The sequence below is a fragment of the Azospirillum aestuarii genome (genome assembly GCF_016632405.1).
GTDB lineage: Bacteria > Pseudomonadota > Alphaproteobacteria > Azospirillales > Azospirillaceae > Azospirillum > Azospirillum aestuarii.
Window position 1 is genome coordinate 750,555 of record NZ_JAEPIV010000002.1, and the last position, 23,888, is coordinate 774,442.

At 69.3% G+C, this 23,888-nt stretch carries 26 protein-coding genes; 8 read left to right on the forward strand and 18 right to left on the reverse strand.

The window, feature by feature from the left end; all coding sequences use genetic code 11:
• From metK to JJL56_RS08205, 10 genes are all read right to left on the reverse strand, one after another.
• The coding region (metK, locus tag JJL56_RS08160) for a methionine adenosyltransferase (protein WP_345772553.1) at nucleotides 1-990 on the reverse strand (990 nt) is incomplete at its 3' end.
• A gap of 255 nt (nucleotides 991-1,245) precedes the next feature.
• Nucleotides 1,246-1,734 (reverse strand): helix-turn-helix domain-containing protein, encoded by a 489-nt coding sequence (locus JJL56_RS08165; protein ID WP_145623114.1) that lies wholly within the window; start codon nucleotides 1,732-1,734, stop codon nucleotides 1,246-1,248.
• Between the two features lie 113 nt (nucleotides 1,735-1,847).
• Nucleotides 1,848-3,449 (reverse strand): apolipoprotein N-acyltransferase, encoded by a 1,602-nt coding sequence (gene lnt, locus JJL56_RS08170; protein WP_200484868.1) that lies wholly within the window; start codon nucleotides 3,447-3,449, stop codon nucleotides 1,848-1,850.
• 208 nt (nucleotides 3,450-3,657) lie between these two features.
• Nucleotides 3,658-4,575 (reverse strand): hemolysin family protein, encoded by a 918-nt coding sequence (locus tag JJL56_RS08175; RefSeq protein WP_186452778.1) that lies wholly within the window; start codon nucleotides 4,573-4,575, stop codon nucleotides 3,658-3,660.
• Nucleotides 4,572-5,102: an rRNA maturation RNase YbeY gene (gene ybeY / locus JJL56_RS08180; RefSeq protein ID WP_145623117.1), complete on the reverse strand. Its 531-nt coding sequence runs from the start codon at nucleotides 5,100-5,102 to the stop codon at nucleotides 4,572-4,574. The genes JJL56_RS08175 and ybeY overlap by 4 nt, the downstream gene beginning before the upstream one ends.
• Entirely contained in the window at nucleotides 5,102-6,169 is a 1,068-nt protein-coding gene (locus JJL56_RS08185; RefSeq protein WP_145623356.1) for a PhoH family protein, read from the reverse strand. The genes ybeY and JJL56_RS08185 overlap by 1 nt, the downstream gene beginning before the upstream one ends.
• Before the next feature lie 5 nt (nucleotides 6,170-6,174).
• Nucleotides 6,175-7,563 carry a tRNA (N6-isopentenyl adenosine(37)-C2)-methylthiotransferase MiaB gene (miaB, locus tag JJL56_RS08190; protein ID WP_200484870.1) on the reverse strand — a complete coding sequence of 463 codons (1,389 nt, stop codon included), beginning with the start codon at nucleotides 7,561-7,563 and terminating at the stop codon, nucleotides 6,175-6,177.
• Nucleotides 7,564-7,790: 227 nt separating this feature from the next.
• Nucleotides 7,791-8,624 carry a lysophospholipid acyltransferase family protein gene (locus tag JJL56_RS08195; protein WP_200484871.1) on the reverse strand — a complete coding sequence of 278 codons (834 nt, stop codon included), beginning with the start codon at nucleotides 8,622-8,624 and terminating at the stop codon, nucleotides 7,791-7,793.
• A 44-nt stretch (nucleotides 8,625-8,668) separates the two neighbouring features.
• Nucleotides 8,669-9,493: a GNAT family N-acetyltransferase gene (locus JJL56_RS08200; protein WP_145623120.1), complete on the reverse strand. Its 825-nt coding sequence runs from the start codon at nucleotides 9,491-9,493 to the stop codon at nucleotides 8,669-8,671.
• A gap of 315 nt (nucleotides 9,494-9,808) precedes the next feature.
• Nucleotides 9,809-10,225 carry a Ros/MucR family transcriptional regulator gene (locus JJL56_RS08205; RefSeq protein WP_145623121.1) on the reverse strand — a complete coding sequence of 139 codons (417 nt, stop codon included), beginning with the start codon at nucleotides 10,223-10,225 and terminating at the stop codon, nucleotides 9,809-9,811.
• Nucleotides 10,226-10,316: 91 nt separating this feature from the next.
• Between JJL56_RS08205 and JJL56_RS08210 the strand changes: the two genes are divergently transcribed.
• Nucleotides 10,317-10,571, forward strand: coding sequence for a sulfurtransferase TusA family protein (locus tag JJL56_RS08210; protein WP_145623122.1), 255 nt, complete (start codon nucleotides 10,317-10,319; stop codon nucleotides 10,569-10,571).
• 3 nt (nucleotides 10,572-10,574) lie between these two features.
• On the opposite strand, the gene JJL56_RS08215 is transcribed toward JJL56_RS08210, so the two are convergent.
• Together JJL56_RS08215 and tsaB are read right to left on the reverse strand one after the other, a co-directional pair.
• The gene (locus JJL56_RS08215) at nucleotides 10,575-11,087 is read right to left on the reverse strand and encodes a GNAT family N-acetyltransferase (RefSeq protein WP_200484873.1); all 513 of its coding nucleotides are present in this window, start codon (nucleotides 11,085-11,087) and stop codon (nucleotides 10,575-10,577) included.
• The gene (gene tsaB, locus JJL56_RS08220) at nucleotides 11,084-11,758 is read right to left on the reverse strand and encodes a tRNA (adenosine(37)-N6)-threonylcarbamoyltransferase complex dimerization subunit type 1 TsaB (protein WP_145623124.1); all 675 of its coding nucleotides are present in this window, start codon (nucleotides 11,756-11,758) and stop codon (nucleotides 11,084-11,086) included. Before tsaB ends, JJL56_RS08215 begins: the two co-directional genes overlap by 4 nt.
• Before the next feature lie 101 nt (nucleotides 11,759-11,859).
• On the opposite strand from tsaB, the gene ddpX reads away from it, so the two are divergent.
• Both ddpX and JJL56_RS08230 read left to right on the forward strand, forming a co-directional pair.
• The gene (gene ddpX, locus JJL56_RS08225; RefSeq protein ID WP_145623125.1) at nucleotides 11,860-12,411 is read left to right on the forward strand and encodes a D-alanyl-D-alanine dipeptidase; all 552 of its coding nucleotides are present in this window, start codon (nucleotides 11,860-11,862) and stop codon (nucleotides 12,409-12,411) included.
• Nucleotides 12,412-12,688: 277 nt separating this feature from the next.
• The gene (locus JJL56_RS08230) at nucleotides 12,689-13,744 is read left to right on the forward strand and encodes a polysaccharide deacetylase family protein (protein ID WP_145623126.1); all 1,056 of its coding nucleotides are present in this window, start codon (nucleotides 12,689-12,691) and stop codon (nucleotides 13,742-13,744) included.
• Between the two features lie 64 nt (nucleotides 13,745-13,808).
• Here the strand turns inward: JJL56_RS08230 and JJL56_RS08235 are convergent, their stop codons facing one another.
• Complete coding sequence (locus tag JJL56_RS08235) at nucleotides 13,809-14,363, reverse strand: NifU family protein (protein WP_014238873.1); 555 nt, start codon at nucleotides 14,361-14,363, stop codon at nucleotides 13,809-13,811.
• Nucleotides 14,364-14,471: 108 nt separating this feature from the next.
• Between JJL56_RS08235 and JJL56_RS08240 the strand changes: the two genes are divergently transcribed.
• Entirely contained in the window at nucleotides 14,472-15,716 is a 1,245-nt protein-coding gene (locus tag JJL56_RS08240; protein WP_200484875.1) for an adenylate/guanylate cyclase domain-containing protein, read from the forward strand.
• A gap of 30 nt (nucleotides 15,717-15,746) precedes the next feature.
• Complete coding sequence (locus JJL56_RS08245) at nucleotides 15,747-17,213, forward strand: fused MFS/spermidine synthase (protein WP_200484876.1); 1,467 nt, start codon at nucleotides 15,747-15,749, stop codon at nucleotides 17,211-17,213.
• A 6-nt stretch (nucleotides 17,214-17,219) separates the two neighbouring features.
• On the opposite strand, the gene JJL56_RS08250 is transcribed toward JJL56_RS08245, so the two are convergent.
• From JJL56_RS08250 to JJL56_RS08265, 4 genes are all read right to left on the reverse strand, one after another.
• On the reverse strand, nucleotides 17,220-17,771 hold the full coding sequence (locus JJL56_RS08250; RefSeq protein ID WP_145623129.1) for a universal stress protein: 552 nt from the start codon (nucleotides 17,769-17,771) through the stop codon (nucleotides 17,220-17,222).
• Between the two features lie 3 nt (nucleotides 17,772-17,774).
• Nucleotides 17,775-18,554, reverse strand: a complete 780-nt coding sequence (locus tag JJL56_RS08255; protein WP_145623130.1) for a TIGR02186 family protein — start codon at nucleotides 18,552-18,554, stop codon at nucleotides 17,775-17,777.
• Nucleotides 18,551-19,468 (reverse strand): sulfite exporter TauE/SafE family protein, encoded by a 918-nt coding sequence (locus tag JJL56_RS08260; RefSeq protein ID WP_145623131.1) that lies wholly within the window; start codon nucleotides 19,466-19,468, stop codon nucleotides 18,551-18,553. The genes JJL56_RS08255 and JJL56_RS08260 overlap by 4 nt, the downstream gene beginning before the upstream one ends.
• Before the next feature lie 63 nt (nucleotides 19,469-19,531).
• A complete protein-coding gene (locus JJL56_RS08265) occupies nucleotides 19,532-20,542 on the reverse strand; it encodes an adenosine kinase (RefSeq protein WP_200484877.1) in 1,011 nt (336 codons plus the stop codon).
• A gap of 179 nt (nucleotides 20,543-20,721) precedes the next feature.
• On the opposite strand from JJL56_RS08265, the gene JJL56_RS08270 reads away from it, so the two are divergent.
• The gene (locus tag JJL56_RS08270) at nucleotides 20,722-21,438 is read left to right on the forward strand and encodes an EI24 domain-containing protein (RefSeq protein ID WP_200484878.1); all 717 of its coding nucleotides are present in this window, start codon (nucleotides 20,722-20,724) and stop codon (nucleotides 21,436-21,438) included.
• 189 nt (nucleotides 21,439-21,627) lie between these two features.
• Nucleotides 21,628-22,443 (forward strand): bactofilin family protein, encoded by an 816-nt coding sequence (locus JJL56_RS08275; protein WP_200484879.1) that lies wholly within the window; start codon nucleotides 21,628-21,630, stop codon nucleotides 22,441-22,443.
• A gap of 111 nt (nucleotides 22,444-22,554) precedes the next feature.
• On the opposite strand, the gene nth is transcribed toward JJL56_RS08275, so the two are convergent.
• Nucleotides 22,555-23,214: an endonuclease III gene (gene nth, locus JJL56_RS08280; RefSeq protein ID WP_247890975.1), complete on the reverse strand. Its 660-nt coding sequence runs from the start codon at nucleotides 23,212-23,214 to the stop codon at nucleotides 22,555-22,557.
• Between the two features lie 70 nt (nucleotides 23,215-23,284).
• Here nth and JJL56_RS08285 point away from each other — a divergent pair, with 70 nt between their 5' ends.
• Nucleotides 23,285-23,815 (forward strand): DUF2244 domain-containing protein, encoded by a 531-nt coding sequence (locus JJL56_RS08285; protein WP_200484880.1) that lies wholly within the window; start codon nucleotides 23,285-23,287, stop codon nucleotides 23,813-23,815.
• Nucleotides 23,816-23,888: the final 73 nt, after the last annotated feature.

Genomic DNA, 23,888 nt, shown 5'->3' on the forward strand with positions numbered 1-23,888 from the left:
CTCCGACAGCCGGTCCTCGTCGACCGTGCCGGTGCCGTGGGTGTCGACATAGACCGACAGCGGCTTCGACACGCCGATGGCGTAGGAAAGCTGGATCGTGCAGCGCTCGGCTAGGCCGGCGGCGACCACGTTCTTGGCGAGGTAGCGCGCGGCATAGGCGGCGGAGCGGTCGACCTTGGTCGGGTCCTTGCCGGAGAAGGCGCCGCCGCCGTGCGGCGCGGCGCCGCCGTAGGTGTCGACGATGATCTTGCGCCCGGTCAGGCCGGCGTCGCCGTCCGGGCCGCCGATGACGAAGCGCCCGGTCGGGTTGACGTAGAAGTTCGCCTCGTCGCACATCCAGCCGGCGGGCAGGACGTTCAGGACGTGCGGACGGACGATCTCGCGCACCTCCTCCTGGGTCAGGCCGTCGGCGTGCTGGGTGGAGACGACCACCGCGGTGGCGCGCACCGGCTTGCCGTTCTCGTACTGCAGCGTCACCTGGCTCTTGGCGTCGGGGCCGAGCTGCGGGGCGGCGCCGGAATGGCGGGCCTCGGCCAGCGACTTCAGGATGGCGTGGCTGTAGTAGATCGGCGCCGGCATCAGCGCCGGCGTCTCGTTGCAGGCGTAGCCGAACATGATGCCCTGGTCGCCGGCGCCCTCGTCCTTCTCACCCGCGGCGTCGACGCCGACCGCGATGTCGGCGGACTGCGAGTGGACGAAGCACTTGACGTCCATCTTCTCCCAATGGAAGCCATCCTGCTCGTAGCCGATGTCCTTCACGGCGGCGCGGGCGACCTGGACCAGCATGTCGGGGGTGATGCTCTCCGGCCCGCGCACCTCGCCCGCCAGCACGATCTGGTTGGTGGTCGCCAGCGTTTCCACCGCCACGCGGGCGTAGGGATCGTGCGACAGGTAGAGATCGACGATGGCGTCGGAGATGCGGTCGCACACCTTGTCCGGATGGCCTTCGGACACGGACTCGCTGGTGAACACGTAGTTGAGCTTGGCCACGACGAACCTCGGCAATGGACGGGGGCTATTCAACAAAAGCAGATTGGGAGACCGGCGCAGCACCCACGGAAAGCCAGTCATTTTCCGTATGTGGCAAGGTTTGCGTTCCAGGTCAAGCAATCTCCCCGGGGTTGGAGGAGGCCGCCGGAAATTCGCTTTAAAACGACATCGGGGAACGGGCCGGAGGGCCGCGTTCCCCAATCTTCCTGCCGTCCGGATTGCTTCCGGTTGTTCGGCTCAGGTCTCTAAACCGTGTTATTCGGCCGCTTCGACCATGCCGGAATTGGCAACGGCCTTGGTCAGCTCGAACAGGCGCTTGCGCACCGACGGGTCGTTGATGCGGTAGTAGGCGCGCACCAGCTCCAGCGTCTCGCGCTTGGCCATCGGGTCCGGCTCGTAGCCGCCCGAACGCTCCTCGAAACCGGCGGCGTTGCCCTCTTCGTCGTCAACCGGAGCCGCGGCGGCTTCCGCCGGCATGTCGTCGAAGAAGAAGGACACCGGAACGTCCAGGACGCGGCTGAGGTCGAACAGGCGCGACGCACCGATGCGGTTGGCGCCGCGCTCGTACTTCTGCACCTGCTGGAAGGTCAGGCCGATGGCCTCGCCCAGCTTTTCCTGGCTCATGCCCAGAAGGGTCCGGCGCAACCGGACGCGGGAACCGACGTGAACGTCGATCGGGTTCGGCTTTCCCGTCTTGGGACGGCCGGCAGTGGCCCGGCGGCCCCGCGCTGGCGTTGCTTGCATTGCTCTAATTCCCTGAAACAGTTGTGCAACCTTGATACGACATATCCATGTATGCAGTCAAGCGCGCCCGAGCGCTCCCGATGCGCGTGATTGAAAAAAGAGTCTCGGATGCGCTAACTGCGATGTCGTGCGCGCAGGCCCACCGCGAAACAGGTCAAAAGAAGCAACCCAAACGCGCCATCGCCCACACGTCCGTAGAGAGTGGGGGTGGGCAACGCTTCCGGCAAGGCCGCATCGACCACACCCCTGTGACCAAGCGGCAGCATGGCTGTGATGCGGCCGTGGGGGTCCACCACGCCGGAGATGCCGGTGTTGGCGACGCGGACCAGCGGCATTCCCTCCTCCACCGCGCGGGTCCGGGCGATGGCGAAATGCTGGTAAGGACCGGCGGTGTTGCCGTACCAGGCGTCGTTGGTCAGGTTCAGCATCCAGCGCGGCCGTCCGGCGCCCTCCTCCGCGGCGGGCAGCACGGCGTCCGGGAAGATCACCTCGTAGCAGATCAGCGGGCTGACCGGCGGCAGGCCCTTGAGATCGAGCGACACCGGCCCCGGCCCGGCGGAGAACTCGGCCCCGTTGCCGGCGATGGCCCCGACCGGCAGCCAGCGGCGCAACGGCATGTATTCGCCGAAGGGCACGAGGTGGAACTTGTCGAAGCGCCCCGTCACCGCGCCGCTGCCGTCGACCGCCGCCAGGCTGTTGTAATAGAGCGGCGCGCCGTCCGGTCCGGCCTCCATGCGCGGCACCCCGGTGATGAGCAGCCCGCCGGGCGGCGTGACCGACCCCAGCGCCTGACGCAGGCGCGCGTCCTGGTCGAGGAACAGCGGCACCGCGGTCTCCGCCCAGATCACATGGGTGACCGGCTCACTGGACGGGGCCACGGAGAGTTCCATCTGCTGCTGGACGTTGCGCACCCGCTCGCCCGCCGCCCATTTCAGCCGCTGGTCGATGGCCGGCTGGACGAGCCGCAACCGCACACCGGGCACCGTCGCATCGGACGCCCCAGCCAGCCGCAGCGCGCCCCAGGCGCCCAACGCCGCGAACAGCGCCAGCCCGGCGGCCAGTGCTCCCCAGGCGCGGCGGCGCGGCACCGCCATGTCGGCCAGACCCGCCGGCAGCGACGCCACCAGCACGGTCAGCAGGCTGAGCCCGTAGATGCCGATCAGCGAGACGCCTTGCAGAACCGGCAGAACGCCCGTCCAGCCATAGCCGACGAGGTTCCACGGGAAGCCGGTGAAGACATGGCCGCGCAGCCATTCGAACAGCGCCCAGGAGGCGGCGAACAGGACCGCCTTCCCCAGCCCCTGCCCCACCCCCCTGACCCGCAGCATCCAGACCAGCAGCGTGGCGAAGCCGGTGAACATCGCCAGCAGGATCGGCAGACCCGCCGCCGACAACGGCAGCGCCCACCAGAAGCGCTCGATGTCGGTGAACAGCGCCGCGCTGATCCAGTAGAGGCCGAGCAGATGATGGGCGAAGCCGAAGAACCAGCCCACCGCGAAGGCCTGCCGCTTGGTCCGCGCCCCGTCGAGCAGCCAGAGCAGCCCCGGAAAGGCGATCAGCAGCAGCGGGACCACGCCGGCCGGCGGCAGGGCGAGCGTCGCCAACCCGCCGAATCCCGCCGCCGCCAGCAGCCTGCGCCAACCGGTCAGCCCGGCCAAGCCCGCGGACAGGCGGCCCAGCCGGGCCGGGGTGGTCGTCATGTCGGTGGCGGTCAAGGAATGGAACTCCGGAAGCGGGTGGGCCGGTTCGGCGGACGAGACAATCGTGCCGGTCTGGAAACGAAATCACCACGAAGACACGAAGGCACGAAGAGGGTTACGAAGAAGCCCCCCGCTCCGCCCGTGTTTCCGGGGATGCGGTAGAGCCTCTTTGCGCCGTCTTTGTGTCCTTCGTGTCTTCGTGGTGAAAATACCCGGCGGGGCTTTACCCGACCTCGGCCAGGGCGGAATTCTCGGCGGGAGCGGTGCGGACGCGCAGCCGTCTGATGCGGCGGGGGTCGGCCTCGACGATCTCGAACTCCAGGCCGGAGGGGTGGGTCAGCGTCTCCCCGCGGCCCGGCACCCGTCCGGCCAGCGACACGACGAGACCGCCAAGCGTGTCGACGTCCTCGCGCTCCTCCTCGGTCAGGAAGGCGCCGACGCGGTCCTCGAAATCCTCGATGGAGACGCGGGCGTCGGCGAGAATCGTGCCGTCGGGACGCTCCACGAAATGGGGAGTTGCCTCCTCGTCGTGCTCGTCCTCGATCTCGCCGACGATCTCCTCGACCAGATCCTCGATGGTGACAAGGCCGTCGATGCCGCCGAACTCGTCCACCACCAACGCCATGTGCTGGCGCTTCTGGCGCATCTGCACCAGCAGGTCGACCACCGGCATGCTGGGCGCGACGATGCTGAGATCGCGCACGATGTCCTTCAGTTCGACCGGCGTCCGGCTGGCCATCGCCACCAGAACGTCCTTGATGTGGACCATGCCCACGACGTCGTCGAGCGTTTCACGGAACACCGGCAGGCGGGAATGGGCTTCCTCCGCCATGCGCTGGACCAGGGTGGGGAACGGCGTGTCCACATCCACCGCCACGATGTCCGCGCGGGGCACCATCACGTCGTCGACGGCGCGGTCGCGCAGCTTCAGGATGTTGGCGAGCAGGGCGCGCTCGCCCGCCCCCAGCGATCCCTCGCCGCTGTCCTGATCCTCGATCAGGTCTTCGATCGTGGCGCGCAGGGTGGCGTCGTCGCGCCCCCCCAGGACGGTCCTCATCCACCCGCGAAACAGGTGGCCCAAGGATTGCTGATCTTCGGCCCCGTCTTCACGGGGCGTTCGACTGTCGGAAATCTCGCTCATCGGTCCGGCGGTTGTTCGTCCAAATTCGCCTCTCCGGGCGGAGAGCGCGTGGCGGCGTACGGATCGGCGATGCCGAGGGTCGCGAGCACGTCGGTTTCGAGCTGCTCCATCTCCTCGGCCTCGTCATCCGTCTCGTGATCATACCCGAGCAAATGAAGAACGCCATGCACCACAAGGTGGGTCATATGGTCCGAAGGGGTTTTACCCTGCTCGGCGGCTTCGCGGGCGACGGTTTCCCAGGCCAGGATCACGTCGCCCAGCATGACCGGTGCGTCCTCGCCCAGTTCGGGCTCCTCCGCTTCGGTCAGGGCGAAGGACAGCACATTGGTCGGCTTGTCCTTGCCACGGTATTCGCGGTTCAGGCGGTGCACCAGCGCGTCGTCGGCCAGCACGACGGACAGTTCCGCCGGCCCCTCGTCCTCGTCGTAGGTGACGGAGAGCGCGGAGAGTGCCGCGCGTTCGCACAGCCACTCGGCGTTCTCCGCCCAATCGCCCGCTTCACGTGAAACGACGACATCGACGGCCATCACGGTGTTCCCTCCGCATCCGCCGCCGGCCCGCCGCCGTCCGCGGCGGCCCGCCGGGGGGCGGGCTTGCGTTGGCCTTCGGCATGGTCATAGGCGCGGATGATGCGGGCGACCAGAGGGTGGCGCACCACGTCGGCGGCGGTGAAATGGACGAAGCGGATGCCCTCCACCCCCTCCAGGATATCCAGCGCCTCGCGCAGGCCGGACTTGGCGCCGGCCGGCAGGTCGGTCTGGGAGATGTCACCGGTGACCGCCATGCGGCCCCCCTCGCCCAGGCGGGTGAGGAACATCTTCATCTGCATCGGCGTGGTGTTCTGCGCCTCGTCCAGGATGACGAAGGCGTTGGCGAGCGTGCGCCCGCGCATGAAGGCGAGCGGCGCGATCTCGATCTCGCCGGACTCCAGCCGCTTCTTCACCTGCTCCGCCGGCAGCATGTCGTGCAGCGCGTCGTAGAGCGGGCGCAGATAGGGGTCCACCTTCTCCTTGAGGTCGCCGGGCAGGAAGCCCAGACGCTCCCCGGCCTCGACGGCGGGGCGTGACAGGATGATGCGGTCCACCTGGCCGGTGGTCAGCAGAGCCACCGCCTGCGCGACGGCGAGGTAGGTCTTGCCGGTGCCGGCGGGGCCGAGCCCGAAGACCATCTCGCTTTCGGCCAAAGCCTGGAGATAGGCCGCCTGCATGGGGGAACGCGGGGTGATGGCGCCCTTGCGGCGGGTGCGCACCGCGACCTCGCCCCGGCTGAGCGTCGCCAGGTTCTGGTCGCGCACCGCACCGCCGACGCCGGTCGCCATGCGGACGGCGGCGTCCACCTCGCCGGTGCCGACGGTCATGCCGCGCTTCAGCCGCTCGTAGAGGGCGTCGATGGCCGAACGGGCGGCCTCCGAGGACTCCGCCGGACCGGCGATGGTCAGCGTGTTGCCGCGGGAGATCAGGGAGACGCCCAGCTGGTTCTCGATGCGGGCGAGGTGGCGGTCATGCTCCCCGTACAGCATCGGCAGGAGCCGGTTGTCGTCGAAATTCAGATCGATCCGTTGATCTGGGCGTTGATCGGGACGCTGATCGGGCAAGCCGTTCAAACGGTCGCCTCCACGGGTTGCGTGCCGGTGGCGGAGCTGCGGTATTCACCGGTCGCCACGCTGCCGGCAAGGCTGTTCGGATGGGCGGCGTCGATGCGCACCGCGACGATGCGGCCGAGCAGCCGCTCGTTGGCGTCGGCGTGCACCGACTGCAGATAGGGGCTCTTGCCGAGGAGCTGGCCGGCGCGCTTGCCGACGCGGTCGAACAGGACCGGCACGGTGCACCCGACGAAGCTCTGGTTGAAGGCCTGCTGCTGCGCGTTCAGCAATTGCTGGAGCGCGGCGAGACGGGCGTCCTTGACGTCCTCCGGCAGCTGGCCATGCTCCAGCGCCGCCGGGGTGCCAGGGCGCGCGCTGTACTTGAAGGAATAGGCCTGGGCGTAGCCGACGTCGGTGACGAGGCGCAGGGTCGCCGCGAAGTCGGCGTCGCTCTCGCCAGGGAAGCCGACGATGAAGTCGCCCGACAGCGCCAGATCCGGCTTGGCGGCGCGCAGCCGCTCGACGATGCGGCGGTAGTCGTCCGCCGTGTGCTTGCGGTTCATCGCCGCCAGCACGCGGTCGGACCCGGCCTGCACCGGAAGATGCAGGTAGGGCATGAGCTGCGGCACCTCGGCGTGGGCGCGGATGAGGTCGTCCTCCATGTCGCGCGGGTGCGAGGTGGTGTAGCGGATGCGCTCCAGCCCGTCGATCTCCGCCAGCTCGCGGACCAGCCGCCCGAGGCCCCAGCTGGTGCCGTCCGGCCCCTCGCCGTGCCAGGCGTTGACGTTCTGGCCGAGCAGGTTGATCTCCCGCGTGCCGCCGGCGACGAGACGCCGGGCCTCCGCCAGGATCTGGGTGCCGGGCCGCGAGAATTCGGCGCCGCGGGTGTAGGGCACCACGCAGAAGGTGCAGAACTTGTCGCAACCCTCCTGCACCGCCAGGAAGGCGGAGACGCCCTGGCTGGCGCTCTCGTCCGGCAGGAAGTCGAACTTGGACTCCACGGGGAAGTCGGTGTTCAGCACGCTGCCCGCCTTGCGGCTGGCCTTCGCCACCATCTCCGGCAGGGTGTGATAGGTCTGCGGCCCGAACACCATGTCCACGAAGGGGGCGCGGGCGACGATCTCCTCGCCCTCGGCCTGGGCGACGCAGCCGGCCACGGCGACGATCATCCGGCCGTCGCCGGCCTCGGCCTTGACGTCCTTGAGCTGGCGCATCCGGCCCAGTTCCGAAAACACCTTCTCGGAGGCCTTTTCACGGATGTGGCAGGTGTTGAGGATCACCATGTCGGCGCCGTCCGGCTCGTCCACCGGCCGGTAGCCCAGGGGTGCCAGGACATCCGCCATGCGGGCGGAGTCATAGACATTCATCTGGCAACCCCAGGTCTTGATGAAGAGCTTCTTACTCAACGATCCCTTCCACAGCGCTGAACGATCCGGACCAAACGCGATCTCGGCCAATACAAAAACGCGCGCCTGAACGGCACCGGCAAAGCGGCGCAATCCGGCGCGCGACCCGCCGCGTCGCGGCATCGCACCCTACCGATATGGTAGCACGATTGCGGGAAAACGAGTCAATCGTGCCCGCGGGCCGACCATTCATTTCGCGGCCCATTTCGCGGAGTGGAAAGTTTCCGTCACGGGACGACAGAGGGCATCGGCCGTCCGGACACCGCGCGCTCCACGCCCCGGGCGACGGCGCGCTGGCAATGGTCGGCCAGGGCCTTGCGGCTGGAGAAGCCGTCGATGGTCACCGGGGGATGAAACTCCACCTCCACCGTCATGCGGCCCAGCGTGAAGACGGTCCACAGATGGGGGGCGAGATCCATGTCGCCGTACCACGCGTAATAGGGACGGAAGGCGATCCCCATCGGGATGCCGTCCAGCCGCGTCGGCGCGATGCTGACCGGCTGCACGGTCAGCGGCCGGTCCCCGATGCGCCGGGCAGCCACCGCGAACAGCGCCGTCTTGAAGGGGAGCGTGCGGTTGCCGTCGCTGGAGGTGCCTTCGGGGAACAGGATCAGGCTGTCGCCGGCGTCCAGCCGGGCGCCCAGCTCGTCCCGCTGCTTCTCCACCCCGGAGCGGGCCCTGCGCTCCACGAAGACGGTCTGCTGGAGCTTCGCCAGCACCCCGAAGAAGGGCCAGCCGGCCACCTCGCTCTTCGCCACGAAGGAGCCCGGAATGACCGATCCCAGCACCGTGATGTCGAGGTAGGAGGAGTGGTTGGAGACGAACAGCACCGGCCCGTCCGCCGCGCGCTGGCCGCGCACCACGACGCCGATGCCCAGGATGGCGGCGCAGACCCGGTGATAGACCTGGGGGATGCGGTGGCGCAGCGGCGAGCGCAGCGCGACGGCCAGCGCCTGCACCGGGATCAGCAGGAGCGTCCACAGCAGATAGACGGCCAGGCGGAGTCCGCCCCGCACCGGCGATCCCAGGGCACGCGCACCGGTTGCATCCACCGCCGTCATGCCATCCGCCTCCCGATGCGCCCGCTTGCCGATGCGATCTTGAATCACGCGATCTGGGCGTCGCGGCTGCGCCGCTCGTAATGCTTGGAGTATTTGTTGGTGATCAGGTCCGTCTTCACCACGATCGACACGTCGGTGGTGTTGAACTGGTGATCGATCACCGCGCCGTCGCCGATGAAGCCGCCCAGCCGCAGATAGCCCTTGATCAGCGGCGGCAGAACGGTCAGCGCGCGCTTCGGGTCGATCCGCTCGCGGGGCATCAGGTCCATGCCGACATAGCGTTCCGGCAGCGCCACGGGACGCAGCTCCGCCGGGGCCAGATGGAAATGATGCAGGTAGGCAAGCGGCTCGGCCATCGCCACCGGGTCGGTGCCCGGCAGGCTGGCGCAGCCGAACATCACCGCGATGTCGTGGTGGAAGACGTAGGCCGCGATGCCGCGCCACAGCAGCTGCATGCTGCTGCCGCGCGTGCGGTAGGCGGCATCGACGCAGGACCGCCCCAGCTCCAGGATCTCCCCCGGATAGCTGAGCAGCCGCCCGATGTCGTATTCGTCGCTGGAATAGAAGCGCCCGGCCTTGGCCGCCGCCGGGCGGCGGATCAGCCGGTAGGTGCCGACCACGGACTCCGGGCCGTCGCCGCGGGCGTGGTCGATGACCAGAAGATGGTCGCAGATCGTGTCGAAATCGTCGAAGTCGCGATGGCGCGCGGCCATCTCCGGCGACGGCACCGCCGACATCTCCTCATAGAAGACGCGGTAGCGCAACGCCTGCGCCCAATCGATCTCGGCGGCGGTTTCGGCCAGCCGCACTTCGAGGGAGCCCATGCGCAGATCCGAAGAGCTGCCCTGGTCCGTGCCTGTATCAGCCATACTCGACGCTTCGCTGGCGTTGTTCGGGTCGCGGCAACCGCCGGTTCTCCTTCCGGAGCCCGGTCGGGCACGGAACAGGGATAACACGAATGGGCGGTTGCCGGTCAACCGCGACGTGACGAAACCGTCCCCGGCAAGCCCGGACTCCGGGCAAGCCGCAAGGTCCGGCCCCGGCGAACGGGGACGGCGGCAAGGCGGGACAGTAATGATCACGCGGGAAGGAAGAAAAGATCACATCCGGGCGGTGGGGTTCCGGGGCGGACCGGACCGAACGGCGGCGGTCCGCCGGACACCAACGCACAAGCCCGATGGACCTTAGGCCGCGCCGCGACGGGCGCGGGTGCCGAGACCGATCTGCTTGGCCAGCGAGCTGCGCTGGCGGGCGTAGTTCGGGGCGACCATCGGATAGTCGGCCGGCAGGCCCCAGCGGTCGCGGTATTCCTCCGGCGACATGTCGTAGGCCGTCTTCAGATGGCGCTTCAGCATCTTCAGCTTCTTGCCATCCTCCAGGCACACAATGTAGTCGGGAGTGACGGACTTCTTGATGGGCACCGCGGGCTGCGGACGCTCCTCCGTCGCAACCGGCTCGGTCCCGACATTCGCGAGTGACTTGTAGACCTGCTCAATCAGCGTCGGAAGATCGCCGAGAGCGACTGTATTGTTCGAGACATGCGCCGCCACGATCTCCGTAGTCAGAGACAACAGCGCGTTGGAAGGGGTACCATTGCTCATGTAAGCTTGCTCCGCAGCTTGGCGTTCCTCTCCATATAAAGAGGTTTGAGGCCGCGCGCAATATCCATCCTTTGCTCTTAAAGAGGAAGCAGTGTACGAAAAAAAATCTCCGGATTTGTTTTTGGACATCACCAGCGAGGTGTGCCCGTTAACCTTCGTCAAGACCAAGTTGTCGGTGGAGCGCATGGCCGCCGGGCAAACGCTTGAAGTCCGGCTGAACGCTGGCGAACCCTTGGAGAATGTGCCCCGATCCTTAGCCGAACTGGGTCACTCCATTCTCGCCGTGACGCCCGAAAATCCGGATGAGCCGGAGGGGGTGCATCGCCTGTGGATTCAGAAAGGTTAATGTTTATTTGTCGGTGTACGAATACCGCAACACCAGGGCGGCAACCCTTCCGTCCACCCTGCGGTAATAGCCGGGACGACGGCCCACCGGAAAGAAACCACAGGATTTATACAGGGATTGCGCCATACCATTGTCTTCGGCGACTTCCAGGAACAGCGCCGTGGCACCCAGCGCCCGCGCGCCGTCCAACGCCGCCGCGACCAGCCGCCGCCCGAGGCCCTGCCCCCGCGCGTCGGCACGGACGCCGACGGCGATGATCTCGCCATCCTCGGCGGCGACCCGCGCCAGCAGGAAGCCGACCGGATCGTCGCCCTCCGCGCCCTCCCGCAAGGCCAGCGCGGCGAAGAAGCCGGGCTGGCCGATCAAGCTGGCGACCGCCTCGCCGCCCCAGGGATCGTCGGGAAAGCAGCCCTGCTGCAAGGCCGCGATCACCGCGGCGTCGGCGAGGCCGGCGGTCTGAAGACGCGCCGGATCGGACGTCCGGGGGCGGAACGTCTCGGGCGGGGCCGCCGTCATGCCGTCTTCCGCGGCAGGGAAACGTCGGGCGGACGCAGGTAGAAGGGCTGGGCCGGCAGTCCGACCTCCCGCACGGCACCCAGCGCCGCGACCACGGCGGCGTCGGGCGTGCCCGGCCCGGCCGCGAAGTCCGTCTTGGCGCGGTCTTCCAGAAGCGGCCGCAACGGACCGGCCCCGTCGCCGGCCACCAGGAGCGGCCCCGTGGGCAGCAGCCCGTCCAGCCAGCCCGGCACCGCGGCGGGTTCCAGCATCGCCGGCTCGCCCAAGGGAGTCAGGTCCGGATGGAAAAGTTGCAGGAACGGCTCGGTGCGGCGGGAGTCCACGGCGACGAGCACGGCACGGCCGGCCCGCTCCGTTTCCGGCAATCCATGGACGATCGCGTCGAAGCTGGTCACGCCGACCACCGGCAAGCCGGCGGCCAGGGCGAAGCCGCGCGCCGCGGCCAGCGCGATGCGCAGCCCGGTGAAGGCGCCCGGCCCCACGGTCACGGCGATGCGGTCCAGCGCGTCGAAGGCGCATCCCGCCTCCGCCAGCGCGGCCTGCGCCAGCGGCACCAGCGCTTCCGCCTGCCCGCGGGCCATCGGCTCGCGCCGCCGCGCGGTGACGGCGCCGTCGTCCCACAGCGCGGCTGAGCAGCCGGAGGTCGCCGTGTCCAGTCCCAGAACTCTCATCGCCTCACACGCGTCGTCAGATCCGCCATCTTCAAAGCCCCACTTCAAGCCTGGGTCAAGAGCGTGATAGACAGCCCCGACCTTCCCTGACGGCATGGATCATGCTCACACCCATCGCACCACCGGACTTCGACGTCGACATCGAGCTGCTGTACGCCACGCCGGAGAACCTTACCGGGGTGCCCATTTACCGGCACCCGCGTTGCCTGCTGCACCCCGACGCGGCGGCGGCGCTGCGCGCGGCGATCCGGCTGGCGCGCGGCATCGGCTGCCGGTTGCGGCTGTACGATGCCTTCCGCCCGGTCGAGGCGCAATGGGCCTTGTGGCGGGCACTGCCCGACCCGTCCTACATCGCCGATCCGTCGGGCGGCTCCACCCATTCCCGCGGCGTCGCGGTGGATCTGACGCTGGCCGACGGGACCGGACGCCCGCTGGACATGGGCACCGGCTTCGACGACATGACCGAGCTGTCCCACCATGGCCGCACCGACCTGACCATCGAGCAGCAGCGCAACCGCGCCGCCCTTCTCGGCGTCATGACGGCGGCGGGCTGGCGGCATTACAGCTGCGAGTGGTGGCACTATCAACTGCCGGACGAGCAGCGCTACCCACTGCTGACCGACGCCGCCCTGGGCGGGCTGATGATGGGCTGAGCCCCAACGAACCGGCCCCTGGCGAACCGGCCCCTGGCGAACCGGCCCCTGGCGAACCGGCCCCTGGCGAACCGGCGGCGGACACCGGGTCCGCGACCGGACGCCATAGGGCCTAATGTCACAGGGGTTGTTGCAAGGCTGCATCACGAAAGATGCCTGAAGCACGCCGTATGTGTTGCGGACTTGTTCCCGGCGGCGTGCCTGTGCCACACCAGCCGAGGCGCAGCCCGGACCACCGTCCGGCCGCGCGACCGTTCCGGACCCACGACAGGCCGCCATGCCGTTCCGCCGCGCCGCCACCGTCTTCGCCGTGGCCGCCGCCTGGGCTTTCCAGGCCCTGGCGGGAAGCCCCGGCGTTGCGGCGCCCGGCGTTGCGGCGGACGGGACGGTGAGCACCGCCGTCGTCTTCGCCTACGACCGTTTCGGCGAGGACCAGACCCCGTCCATCAGCATCCGGATCGACCAGTTCGAAGCCCATCTGGACGAGCTTCAGGACGGCGATTACCAAGTCCTGCCCCTGCCCCGCATCCTGGAGGCGCTGCGCAACGGTGCGCCGCTGCCCGACCGGACGGTGGCGATCACCATCGACGAGGCCAGCCGCTCCGCCTTCCGCGAGGCATGGCCGCGGCTGAAGGCGGCGGGATTGCCCTTCACCCTGTTCGTGGCGACCGACGCCCTCGACCGCGGGTCGCCCGCTCATATGAGCTGGGCGGAGGTGCGGCAGCTCGCTGCCGCCGGGGTCACACTCGGCGGGCTCGGCGCCTCCACCCAGTCGCTGGTGTCCCGCCCCGCCGAGGAGGTGAAGGCGGAGCTGCGCCGCATGGCCGACCGGCTTCAGGCGGAAACCGGCCAGCGCCCCGCGCTGTTCGCCTATCCGCAGGGCGAGGTGTCGTCGGCGCTGCGGACCATCGTGACGGAGCAGGGCTTCGCCGCCGCCTTCGGCCAGCAATCGGGCGTCCTGCATCCGCAGGTCGACCGGGCGACCCTGCCCCGCTTCCTGATGAACGAGAGTTTCGGCAGCGTGGACCGCTTCCGGCTGGCCGCCAACGCGCTGCCGCTGCCAGTGACCGACCTGACGCCCGACGATCCGCTGCTGACCGTCAACCCGCCGTCGATCGGCTTCACCGTGTCGGACGAGGTCGGCGACATCGCGCGGCTGGCCTGCTTCGCCGCCGGCCAGGGCCGGACGGCGCTGGAGCGCGTGACCGAGGACCGGGTGGAGGTGCGCATCCGCGACCCCTTCCCGCCGGGCCGGACGCGCGTGAACTGCACCCTGCCCGCCCCCGAAGGACGGTGGCGCTGGCTGGGCATGCAGTTCGTCGTTCCGGAATAAGCGCAGAGTGCGACATCGGCGGGCGCGGTCCGTCCGTTCGGACCGCGCCCGCCGGTGGATGCCGTCAGCGGACGGCGCGGACCTCGACCACCTCGGGGATGTAGTGGCGCAGCATGTTCTCGATGCCGGCCTTCAGCGTGGCGGTGGAGCTGGGGCAGCCGGAGCAGGCCCCCTTCATCTCCAGATACACCACGCCCTCCTCGAAGCCGTAGAAGGTGATGTCGCCGCCGTCCTGGGCCACCGCCGGGCGCACGCGGGTGTCCAGCAGCTCCTTGATCTGGGTGACGATCTCGTCGTCGTCCGCGCTGGCTGCGTGGCCGTCGCCGGCCGCCTCTTCCAGCAGCACCGGGCGGTTGGCGGTGAAATGCTCCATGATGACGCCGAGGATCGACGGCTTCAGCAGGAACCACTCCTTGTCGCCGGCCTTGGTGATGGTCACGAAGTCGGCGCCCAGGAAGACGCCCTGGACCCCGTCGATCTCGAACAGCCGCTGGGCCAGCGGCGAAGCGGCGGCACCATCGCGGGACGGGAAGTCCGCGGTGCCGCGTCCGAGCACGTCACGCCCCGGCAGGAACTTGAGAGTCGCCGGGTTGGGCGTCTGCTCGGTCTGAATGAACATGGTGATATCCTCCATCGGCGCCGAACAACACTGGCGGCGTAGGCGAAACTTGGGCAGAATCCGCCGACAGATCAAGCATCGCATCTTTATGGTTATCGATCCGTGAGCATGGCACCGCCCGCGGCCACCGCACCGGCAACCCCTGCGGCCCCCACCATCGACGACGCCGCGCGGGAGGTCGTCGAATGGCTGCTGCTGGAAGGCCGGCACGCCCCCGGCTTCGAGCCGATGATGGACCGCTTCTGCCGGCGCCTGATGGCGTCCGGCGTCCCGCTGCTGCGCGTGGTCTGCGCCCTGCCCCTGCTGCACCCGCAGATCCGCACCATCGCCTTCTTCTGGCGCCGCAACGCCGAGCAGGTGGAGATCGCCACCCGCGCCCACGGCACGGAGACCAGCACCGAATATCTGACCAGCCCCTTCGCCACGCTGATCGAGGACGGCGCCGACGGCCTGCGCTACCGGCTGGAGCAGATGGAGCCGCCCTACCCATACCCGGTCTTCGCCGAGCTGAAGGCGCAGGGGGCGACGGACTATGTCGCCATGACGGTGCTGTTCGCCGGGGGACGGCGCAACGTGCTGAGCTTCACCACCGACCGGCCGGGCGGCTTCTCCACCGCCGATCTGGCGCTGGTCGACGCGGTGCTGCCGGCGCTGGGCGCGGTGTTGGAGACGCTGGCGCTGCGGCGGCTGGCGACGACGGTTCTGGACACCTATGTCGGCCACCGGACGGGCGCGCGCATCCTGTCCGGCGACATCCGGCGCGGCACCGGCGCCAACGTCCGCGCCGTGCTGTGGTACTGCGACCTGCGCGGCTTCACCTCGCTGGCCGACCGGCTGCCGCGGGAGGAGCTGATCGCCCTGCTGAACGGCTATTTCGAGATCATGGGCGGTGCCGTGGAAAGCCGCGGCGGCGAGATCATGAAATTCATCGGCGACGCCATGCTGGCCATCTTCCCGCTGGAGGAGAGCGACCCGACCGGGGCCGCCGCCTGCACCAAGGCGCTGGACGCCGCGCAGGAGGCCCTGACCGACATGGCCGCCCGCAACGCCGAGCGCTCCGCCTGGGGCCAGCCGACCCTGCGCTGCGGCATCGCGCTCCACATGGGCGAGGTCATGTATGGCAACATCGGCTCCGCCAACCGGCTGGACTTCACCGTGATCGGCCCGGCGGTCAATCTGGTCAGCCGGATCGAGGGGCTGTGCAGCCGCCTGGACCGCAACGTCCTGACCTCCGCCGAGGTGGCCGAGGCCTGCGCCAGCCGCCTCGTCTCGGTCGGCTGGCACCCGGTGAAGGGGCTGAACGACCCGATAGAGGTCTATGGGCTGAAGGAGAAGACAGGGACCGATGAATAGGGCGCTGCAACGAACCCCCGGTCGCCGGCCTTGAGCGGTCGCGATCCCTCCCCCGCCCGCCCATCCCTCCGCTCCTTCGCGCTGGCCGCCGCCGCCTTCTCGGCGGGCTGGTCGCTGATGATGATGGAAATCCTCGGCGGGCGGCTGATGGCGCCGCATTTCGGCTATTCGGTCTATCAGTGGGGCGCCGTCATCGGCGTGGTGATGACCTTCATGGCCGCCGGCTACTGGACCGGCGGGCAGCTCGGCGACGGGCCGAAGGCGGTGCCGGCGCTGCGCGCCGCGCTGCTGGCCGGGGTCGCCGCGGCGGCGCTGACGCCCTGGCTGGGCAAGCCGATGCTGGCAGACGCCGCGGGCCGCTTCAACGCGGTGGAGGGGTCGGTCGTCGGGGCGGCGCTGATCCTGGGACTGCCCTCCTTCGCGCTGGCCATGGTGTCGCCGATCTGCGCGGGCTTGAGCAGCCTGACCGGTGCGGCGGCGGCGGGGCGGATCTACGCGGTCGGCACGCTGGGCAGCATCGGCGGCACCTTCTTCGCCTCCTTCTACGCGATCCCGCAGGTCGGGGTGTCGGCGGGCTACGCCCTGGCGGCGGTGCTGCCGGCGCTCGCCTGCCTGTTCATTCCGGGTGGGAAACGGGTGGCCGCCGCCGCGGCCTTGGCGGTTCCCCTGGCCTGGGCCGCCGGCCATGGCGAGGGGCAGGGCTTCGCCCTCTACCGCGAGACGCCGCACAACACGATCATGGTGCAGGAGGACGCCGAGCAGATCCGCCTGCACCTGAACGTGGCCTGGGCAACCCAGTCGCGGCTGCGCAAGGACGGCGGCCCGACCGGCCTCTATTACGACCTGTTCGCCGCCGTCCCGGCCCTGGGAAACGGCACGCGCGTCCTGGTGCTGGGACTGGCCGGCGGGGCCGCAGCCAAGGAGATCCTCGACGTCTGGCCGGGCGCCGACATCCTGGGAGTTGAGCTGGACCCAGCGGTGGTCGAGGTGGCGCGCGAGAAGTTCGGCCTGCGGCCCGAGGTGCGCGTCGCCGTGGAGGACGCCCGCCGCCATGTCGAGCGGTCGCCGGAGCAGCACGACGTGGTGATCGTCGACCTCTACTCGACCGCGCTAATTCCCTTCTTCACGGCGACCAGGGAGTTTTTCGCGGCGGTGGAGCGGCGGGTGGCGCCGGGCGGCGTGCTGGTCATGAACATCGCCTCCCCGATGGACCGCGACGCTCTGGTCGGGCCGCTGGCGGCGACGCAGGGGGCGGTCTTCCCGTCGGTGTACGTCGCCGACGCCGGGCGCGGGAACTACCTGCTGATCGCCACAAAGGAGACGCGTACGCTTGAGGATCTGAGCGTACGCCTGCGCGCCGCTCCGGCGGGTGCGACGTACGCGGCGTCGCGCATCCTGGAGACGCTGGCCCCTGCCGAACTGGCCGGGCACCCGGTGCTGACCGACGACCGGTCCGACATCGACCAGCGCAGCCTTACCGCCCTCTATGGACGTTGAGACGCCCTAAGTGATGGCGTCCAGCGCGTCGATGCCGATGCCGCCCGGCACGATGGTCAGCGGAATGCGCATCTTCGCGAGGCCGCGATTGGTGAAGTAGGAGATCAGCGGCCCCGGCCCCTCCGGATCGACGCCGGCGGCCAGCACGAGGATGGAGATGCTCGGCTCCTCGTCGATCAGGGCCAGCACCTCGTCGCGGCGGTTGCCCTCGCGCACGTACAGGGCCGGCAGGGTGCCGGTCAGCCGGTTCACGTCGCGGGCCAGCTTCTGCAGCTTCTGCTCCGCCTCCGCGCGCTGCTCCTCGCGCATCAGGTTCTCCAGGGCCAGCCACTGCTGCACCTCGCCGGGCTCGATGACGTAGAGCAGCGCCACCTTGCCCCCCGACTTGCGGGCGCGCAGGCAGGCGTAGCGCAAGGCGAGCTGAAGCTCCGGGCTCTCGTCCACCACGACCAGGAAGATGCGAACCGGCAGCTTGGCCGTAACTTCCGGTTCGGAAACGGCCGGATCGGGCGCGGTCGGAATGGACGCAATCGGATCGGTGGCAATCGGATCGGACATGGGTCACACCCTCCGGAAGATGGCGCCGGCCAGCCAGCCGGCGGCGATGGCGCCAATCACCGCGGCAACACCGTAAATCATCGGCTGGTTGCGCGCAAAGTCGTAGATTTCCGCGCTGAAGCCGACCTTGGACACCACCAGCGGCGTGGTCTGGGCGCTGACCACCTCGCCGTCGCGGATCAGCAGCGCTTCCACATTGTACAGGCCCGTCGGCACGTTGGCCGGGAAATAGATGTTGGTCCGGAACAGCCGCTCGCCCAGGAAGGCCACCTGCCCCAGCGTGATGCCGTAGAGCCCGGCCCGCTGCTTGTTGCGGATCAGGGCCGAGCGGAACAGGGCGAGCTGGTCCGGGGCCAGCTGCTCGCGCGGGCCGAGCTGGAGATTCGGCAGCCCGATCTGATGGCGCTCCAGCACCGGGCGGCCGACGAACTGGTCCAGCGGGCGGTTCGTCGCGACCATGTAGTAACCGGGCACCTGCTCGAACCGCACGCTGCGCGCGTTGATCCAGATGCCGGCGATGCGCTCCTTGCGGCGCACGGTGACCGGGGTGCGCGGGCCGGTCACCACGATGGCGACGTCGCCCGCCCCGTCGGTGGTGCCGAACAGCACGACCTCCGTCCCGGTGAAGCCGGTGGTGATGGCGATCAGGTGGCTGGACAGGTCGGCGACGAGCTGCTGCGCCCAGACCGTGGCGGCCAGGAACACCCCCGCCAGAAGCCCCACCAGCCCGCCGGCGATCCGGACGGACCACAGCCGCCCGGCGCCCTTGCGGACAGCGCTCACGACATCCTCGTCGAGATGGTGAAGACGTCGTTCGGTTCCATCACCAGATCGAAGGCGAGCTTCAGCGCCACCGCGACGACCAGCGAGGCCAGCAGCAGGCGCGCCTGTTCGCCGCGCAGCCGGCCACCGGCCTTGGTGCCGAACTGCGCGCCGACCACGCCGCCGATCAGCAGCAGAAGCGCCAGCATCACGTCCACCGTCTGGTTGGTCGCCGCCTGGAGCAGCGTCGCCATGGCCGTGGTGAAGATGATCTGGAACAGCGAGGTGCCGGCCACCAGCCCGGTCGGCATGTTCAGCAGATAGATCATCGCCGGCACCAGCATGAAGCCGCCGCCGATGCCCATGATCGCCACCAGCATCCCGCCGATCGCCCCGATGCCGGCCGGCAGCAGGGCGGAGATGTAGAGCTTCGAGCGGTGGAACCGCATCTTCAGCGGCAGGCCGTGCAGCCAGATGTGGCGGTGCAGCTTGCCCCGCTTGGCCGTGGGGGCGCGGCGGCGGATCAGCGCGCGGCTGGCCTCCACCATCATCATCGTGCCGATGGTGCCGAGGAAGAAGACGTAGGACAGCGTGATCGCCGCGTCGATCTGGCCGATCCGCTGCAATATGGAGAAGATCCAGACGCCGACCACCGTGCCGACCATGCCGCCCAGCAGCATGACGACGCCCAGCTTGACGTCCACGTTGCCGCGCCGCCAGTGGGCGAGCACCCCCGACACGCTGGCGGCGACGAGCTGGTTGGCCTGGGTGCCCACCGCGATGGCGGGCGGGACGCCGATGAAGATCAGCAGCGGCGTCATCAGGAAGCCGCCGCCCACCCCGAACATGCCGGACAGGAAGCCGACGAGCCCCCCCATGCCGAGCACGAGCAGGGCGTTGACCGACATCTCGGCGATCGGCAGATAGACTTGCATGGGGGCGGAGCCGGCGGACGGGAAGGTCCGCCAGCTTATACCCTACAGGTGCTGTTCCGGCAATTAGGCCGGAACGCCCGCGTCTTTCAGCAGATCCGGCAGCAGATCGGCCAGCACGACGTCCGGACGGGCGCCGACGTGGCTGATGATTTCCGCCGCGGCCAGCGCGCCGATGCGGCCGCAGACCGCCGGAGCCATCCCGCGGGTGTAGCCGTAGAGGAAGCCGGCGGCGTAGAGGTCGCCGGCCCCCGTGGTGTCGACCACGCGGGCCACCGGGGATGCGGGAACCTCGACCACCTCGCCGCCGGAGACGATGACGGCGCCCTTCTCGCTGCGCGTCAGGGCGGCGGTCTTGCCGAGGCGCTTCACCGCCTCCAGCGCGTCCTCGAAGCGGTCGGTCCTGTAGAGGGCGGTGATCTCATGCTCGTTGGCGAACAGGATGTCGACATGGCCCTCGACGAGGTCCAGGAACTCCGCGTGGTGGCGGTGGACGCAGAAGCTGTCGGACAGCGAGAGCGAGACCTTGCGCCCGGCGCCGTGGGCGGTGGACGCCGCCTTGCGGAAGGCCTCCTTGGCGCGGGGCGGGTCCCACAAGTAGCCTTCCAGATAGGTGACCTGCGAGTTGGCGATCAGCGCCTCGTCGATGTCCTCCGGCCCCAGCTCCACGCAGGCGCCGAGGAAGGTGTTCATGGAGCGCTGGGCGTCCGGCGTCACCAGGATCAGGCAGCGCGCGGTCGGGGCGCCGCCATGGCCGGCCGCCGTCTCGAAACGGACGCCGGCGGCGCGGATGTCGTGGCGGAAGACCTGGCCGAGCTGGTCGCCGTGGACCTTGCCGATGTAGGCGCCTTTGCCGCCCAGCGAGGCGATGCCGGCCATGGTGTTGCCGGCGGAGCCGCCCGACACCTCGATGCCCGGACCCATGCGGCCGTACAGCTCCTCGGCACGGGCGGCGTCGATCAGCGTCATCGCCCCCTTCTCGATGCCGTTGGCCGTGAGGAAGGCGTCGTCGGCATGGGCGATCACGTCGACGATGGCGTTGCCGATGCCGGTGACGTCGAATTCGGCCGTGGCCATGGGCGCTCCTTGGAAATGCTGGGGAAATGCGGTGTCTGGACCGCTGAACAAAACCGGGCGCGAGTATAGCGGCCCGCCCTCACATCTCAAGCGCGGCGCAAGGTCCCCTGGAATGGAACGGTCCGCCGTCGTAGATAAGCGTCGCCCGGCCGCAACGGCCCCATCGAAAGAGAGTCCGTATGATCCGCGCCCTGCTTCTCGCCATCGGACAGCTTTCCGACCCGGCATCCCGCCGCGTCGTGTGGATCGGCGTGCTGTCCGCCATCCTGGCCTTCGCCCTGCTGGCCGGGGCCGTGTGGTGGGCGCTGTTCCACACCGCGCTGACCGGCTACGCCTGGGTGGACGGGGTGCTGGACGTGCTGGGCGGGCTGGCCGTTCTGCTGCTGGCCTGGGTGCTGTTTCCCGCCACGGTCGGCATGGTGTCCAGCTTCTTCCTGGACGAGGTGGTGCAGGCGGTGGAGCGGCGCCACTATCCCCAGTTGCCACCGCCCCGCCAGACCGGCCTTGGGGAAGAACTGCTGACCGCGCTGCGCTTTTTCGCGATCGTGCTGCTGGTCAATCTGTTCGCCCTGCCCCTGTATCTGATGGTGCCGGGGTTGAACCTGCTGATCTTCTACACCGCCAACGGCTATCTTCTCGGCCGCGAATATTTCGAGATGGTGGCGATCCGGCGGATGGGACGGAAGGAGGCGGGGTTTCTGCGGCGTTCCAGCCCGTTGAAACCATTTTTGGCTGGCACCGTAATTGCCTTTCTTTCGACAATTCCTTTCGTCAACCTGTTGGTGCCGGTGATCGCGAGCGCCTTCATGGTCCATGTCTACCATTCCATGACGGGGGCCATGCCGGGGTCCATGCCAGTGTCCATGACCGGCCTTTCCCGCCGGGAAGGGCCGTGACGGACCGCTGCGCGGCGCGGCCCTGACCGTGCACCAAAGCCCACTTGCGGCCGGCCGGATGACCGTGTTACCCCGGCGGGGTGGTCTTTTGGCTGCTGTCGGTCGGGCCCGGTCATGCGACGCCTCCGATGACCCGACTTCAACGACCTGCCAACCTTCACGACCTGACTGACCTGGGGATCAACGTTCATGCTGTTCGGACGAAAGAATCCGCCCGTCGGTGCGCCGAAGACCCAAAGCGCCGACCCGGCCACCCCGGCCGCACCGCAGGCGGGCGCCGCCGAACCCGCGGCGGCGGTGTCGCCGCTCGCCTCCCTGAGCAACCCGTCCGCGACGACTCCGCCGGTCGGCCCCGCCCCGGCCCCTCGCGCGCCGCAACCCGAGCCGTTTTCCTCCAAGGGACCCGAGATGAACACGAGCACCCCGAAGCCGCCGGCTGGCGCCCCGATCCCCGGTTCGAGCTACAAGCCGACCGACATTCCGCGCCGCACCGTCGATCTGCCGGGTGCCGCGCCGCGCCGTCCCGAGGGGTACGGCGCCCCGGCCGCCGCGCCCGCCGCGGCCCCGGCCCCGGTCGCCCCGGCTCCCGCCGCTCCGCTGGCCGGCGACCAGCGTCGCCTGATCGTCGGCCGCGACATCTCGCTGAACGGTGAGATCGGGTCCTGCGACATCCTGGTCGTCGAAGGCACGGTGGAGGCCAAGCTGCGCGACGGGCGGTCCATCGAGATCGCCGAGACCGGCCTGTTCAAGGGCGCCGTGGAGATCGACGAGGCCGACATCGGCGGCCGCTTCGAGGGCGACATCATCGTGCGCGGCCGCCTGACCGTGCGCTCCACCGGCAAGATCAACGGCTCGATCAAGTACGGCGAGCTGGCGGTGGAGGCCGGCGCCCTGCTGAACGGCGAGATCGGCAAATACACCCCGACGGCCAAGCCCGCCACGGCCCCCGCCGCGCCGGCGGAAGCGGTCCCGGCGCCGCTGGACCCCATCGTGGTGGACGGCTAAACGCCGTTAAACACAGGTTCGCGATCAAGCCCGGCGGGGATCAAGCCTCCGCCGGGCTTTTTCTTTTTACGGGGATCGCGGCGTTTCACGGGAAACATCACGCCTTGCGGCTCACACAACGGCGGCCGGCAGGACCTTGTCCTTGAAGCCGCACAGGTCGCTGACCGGGCAGACGAGGCAATCGGGCTTGCGGGCCTTGCAGACGTAGCGGCCGTGCAGGATCAGCCAGTGGTGGGCGTGCCGGCGGTAGGCCTTGGGAACCACCTTCAGCAGCTTCGCCTCCACCGCGTCGGGCGTCTTGCCGGGGGCGAGGCCGGTGCGGTTGCCGACGCGGAAGATGTGGGTGTCCACCGCGATGGTCTCCTCGCCGAAGGCGACGTTCAGCACCACGTTGGCGGTCTTGCGCCCGACACCGGGCAGGGTTTCCAGAGCCTCGCGGTCACGCGGCACTTCGCCGCCATACTGGGCGACCAGGATTTCCGACAGCCTGATGACGTTCTTCGCCTTGGTGTTGAACAGGCCGATGGTCTTGATGAAGCCGCGCAGCCGCTCCTCCCCCAGATCCACCATCTGCTGCGGGGTGGTGACGATTTGGAACAGCGGGCCGGTGGCCTTGTTGACGCCGACATCGGTGGCCTGCGCCGACAGCACGACGGCGACCAGCAGGGTGTAGGGATTGACGTATTCCAGCTCGCTCTTCGGCTCCGGGTTGGCGGCGCTGAGGCGGCGGAAGAATTCCTGAACGGCGGCGGGCTTCATGGCGCGCAGCATAGCGGGACCCCGGCTGTTCTTGCAAACGCGCCGGGTGGAAGGTGCACCCGATGCGCACCAGTTTGTGTGCATGACCATAGCCCGTCATACCCCGTCCCCGGCCCTGCCCCCGGCTCCCCGCGTCTTCTTCGACGCGATCCTGCACCCGCACCGCAGCCTGGGGCGGCACGGATTCCGTGTTCTGATGGGCGTCGTGATCCTCGTCAACCTGCTGATCGCCAGCATCTTCGCCGCCAATGGGGCGTGGCCGGTGGTGCCCTTCTGCGGGCTGGACGTGGTGATCCTCTGGCTGGCCTTTCGCGTCAACAACCGCGCCGCCCGGCTGTACGAACGGGTGCGCCTGACCGACACCGACCTGACCGTCCAGCGCGTCGCCTGGAACAAGCCGGAACGGCGCTGGAGCCTTCAGCCCAACTGGCTGCGCGTCACCCTGGACGGCCCGCCCCGGCACGGCGGCCGGGTGACCCTCACCTCGCACGGGCAGTCGGTGACCGTCGGCGCCTTCCTGACGCCGGACGAGCGCGCGGACTTCGCCAAGGCGCTGCGCGGCGCGCTGGCGCGGTGGCGCAGCACCCCCTGCCATCCCGAACCGGTGCCCTGACCGCGAGGCGCGTTTGCGCAAGAAACGGGTTGGTCGGCCCGCTCCGGCGGCGCATCCTGCGCCGGTCATGGAG